Here is a 1,130-nt window from a genome sequence, read left to right on the forward strand (position 1 = left end):
TAATCTTTGAGTTTCCACAATGTTATTAGTCAATAAATAAAATTCAAAACGAGTATCGAGTTTTTTTAATTGTTGGGCTTCTACCATGGCTTGTTTATAACGATCACGAAGACATGTTTTGAAGTTAAAAGCGATGATTCTTTTTGTTTTCGTAAATAACACTAAATCAAATTTAATATCGGGGATGAAAAATAAATAGGCTTGAGGATATAAGTGTGTGATTCCTTTGTTTTGAAAATAGAGTAAAATAAGATATTCATTGATTTTACCGCGGATGACTTTTTGGCTTTGTGAATGATAGTTGTTATCAGTTAAATATTGATCTAGCAAATGGTGGTAATGAAACATATATTCATTAAAATTAAGTAAAAATGATGTTTTATGAAAAAGTTTTTTTAAAATATTGACACATTGAATATTAGTATTGAATTGTTTAATGTGGTAAAAATCTTCGTTAGTTAACATATAAATTCCTTTCTAAAGAAAAAAAGACCTTTTTTAAGGTCTTTTCTTCTTAATTTTTTTCGTTTTCCAAGTAATGGTTCCATCAGGTTTGATGGTTTTAATTTTTCCATTATGGTAATAAAAATAAAGATTACCGTTTTGACATTTTTTCTTAATAACAATAGCCATTATCTTTCTCCTAGATATTTCATAATTTTTTGGATATTGGATGGAATGGGATCACTTCCGTTTAAGATTAATTTATTAATACCACTAGTATAATGAGTGAGATAATGATTGTATCCTTGGCGAACGGTTTGAAAATAAGTTAATGATTGTCTTTCAATCAGATCTCTTTGATGGTTTTTTTGTTTTTTCTTTCTAGTTCTTCCGATGAGAGGGTCAATATCTAAATAAATTAATAAATCAGGTTTTTTTAAAATAGTTTCATGATTCAGCTTAAAGATCTTTTTTAAAGGTAAAAGTTGTTTCTTTTCCTTAGAAAAGGGAAATAATTGGTAAGCATAAGTAGATGGTAACCAACGGTCTAAGATAATTAATTGGTTATTTTTTAATTGAGAAACAATTAATTCCGCTTGGATTTGAGCCATATTGGCGAGACTTAAATAAAAACGAGTGAGATAATCTACTTGTTGAAAATTTAAAAATAAATCTCTAATTTCCTT

Annotated in this window: 2 protein-coding genes and 1 pseudogene; all 3 read right to left on the minus strand. The window is 26.9% G+C overall.

Features of this window, described 5'->3' with window-relative positions:
• Positions 1–465, minus strand: a pseudogene (locus tag RI68_RS03390) (hypothetical protein); the annotation flags it as partial.
• A gap of 33 nt (positions 466–498) precedes the next feature.
• Positions 499–633, minus strand: a complete 135-nt coding sequence (locus RI68_RS04415; protein WP_017193148.1) for a hypothetical protein — start codon at positions 631–633, stop codon at positions 499–501.
• Positions 633–1,130, minus strand: a 498-nt coding sequence (locus tag RI68_RS04420) for a dTMP kinase (protein WP_017193819.1), incomplete at its 5' end; no start/stop codon positions are given. The genes RI68_RS04420 and RI68_RS04415, both read right to left, overlap by 1 nt.

It is taken from the genome of Vaccinium witches'-broom phytoplasma str. VAC (genome assembly GCF_000309405.1).
Lineage (GTDB): Bacteria > Bacillota_I > Bacilli_A > Acholeplasmatales > Acholeplasmataceae > Phytoplasma.